The sequence below is a fragment of the Peribacillus sp. genome (assembly GCF_059453735.1).
The window spans coordinates 1-1,684 of sequence record NZ_JAZVJO010000261.1 but is presented as its reverse complement, the minus strand read 5'-3'; the positions used below and the strand labels follow the sequence as shown (position 1 = coordinate 1,684).

The following is a 1,684-nucleotide window of genomic DNA, read 5'->3' as shown; positions in this document are numbered from 1 at the left end:
TATTTCCTTTACTGTCGCTAAACGGAAACCGGAGTATTGTTTCCGGAGCTGTATTAGTCCCTTCATATACTCTACTTCTTTTGAAAATTCAGCTCTTCTCTTCCAATCCAACTGGTTAACAGCATCAGGAGATTTGTAGCTGTTATGGTCTCCTCCTTTCGTGCGCATAAATTCTTGACCTGCATGGATAAAGTTTATTCCTTGTGAGGTCAGTGAAATGGACGAAGCAAGCTTGTGCATTTGCTTTCGTTTTGTTAGCGAATCTTTAGGATTTGTCAGTGCTAATTTATCCCAAAGTGTATGATTATCATGTGCTTCAACATAGGTGACCACCTGCTGCGGGTCTTTATAGGTTGCTAGACTGTTTTCATAGTTGATTCCGCCGGCAATACCCTTTTTGATAAGGTCTTCCATTCCTTGCTTTCCGTTCACAAAGCCCGTATCTAACTCATTAAATACACTGCCTTTCAACCCATCGCGAATGCTGTCATTAAAGTGAGCAATTCTTGGCATTTGTTCAGCATTTTTTTGATTCGCCTTAATATTTGCGGCAAGCGGTGTATTCAAATCCCACCCTTCCCCAATCACAATGATATTTGGATCAATCTTATCAAGGGCTTTGCGTATGTCGTTCATGGTTTGTACATCATGGATTCCCATTAAATCGAAACGGAAGCCGTCAAGATGATATTCCTTAGCCCAATAACTCACTGAATCCACGATAAATTTACGCATCATTTTCCGCTCAGAGGCCGTATCATTTCCGACACCAGAACCATTTGCAAGTGTTCCATCTACGTTATAGCGGAAATAATAGCCGGGGACGAGTTGATTAAAATTCGATTCATTTACCGCGTACATATGGTTATACACCACATCCATCACGACCCGTAAATCCTGATTATGAACAGCTTGAATCATTTGTTTCATCTCGTTGATTCGAACCTTAGGTTTATAGGGATCAGTGGAGTAAGAACCTTCTGGTGCATTAAAGTTCTTTGGATCATACCCCCAATTATATTGCGGAACATTCAGTTTTGTTTCATCAACGGTTCGATAGTCATACATCGGTAAGAACTGAACATGTGTGACACCCAGATCCTTAATATGATTCAGCCCTGTTTTCACACCTTTTGGACCCGTTGTATTGCCTTCTGCCACACCTAGGTATTTTCCTTTTTGTTTAATTCCACTTTCAGCTTGAATCGAGAGATCACGAATATGCAGTTCATAAAAAATGGCATCCTCTGCTTTGGCAGATCTCGGTTTTTTATTATTCCACTTTTTCGGATTCGTGCTCGATAAATCGGTCACAACTCCTTTATCCCCATTAACAGTAACCGCCCGAACATACGGGTCCACTGCCTCATTCCATTTATCTCCGATTTTCACTTTATACGTATAAATCAATCCATCTTGGTTTCCTTTAAGTTCCGTACTCCAAACGCCTTTGTCTCCTCGTTTCATTATTATTTCCTTACCTTCTGAGTCATTCCACGACTTATAAGTGACCAGTTTTGCTTCAGCTGCAGTCGGAGCCCAAAGTTTAAAAGTCGTTTTCTTTTTTTGATAAATGTTCCCTAACGTTCCATTATAAGCGTATAGTTTATCAAAAGCTTCCGTTCGAATAGCTGCACCCATATCCACTGAAGCCGTTCCAAACAATTTCTTGGTAACTTCATAA

1 protein-coding gene is annotated in these 1,684 nt (G+C 40.4%); it reads right to left on the bottom strand.

What is annotated here, in order from left to right; genetic code table 11:
- The coding region (gene pulA / locus AC52RT_RS08245) for a type I pullulanase (RefSeq protein ID WP_495540297.1) at window positions 1-1,684 on the bottom strand (1,684 nt) is incomplete at both ends.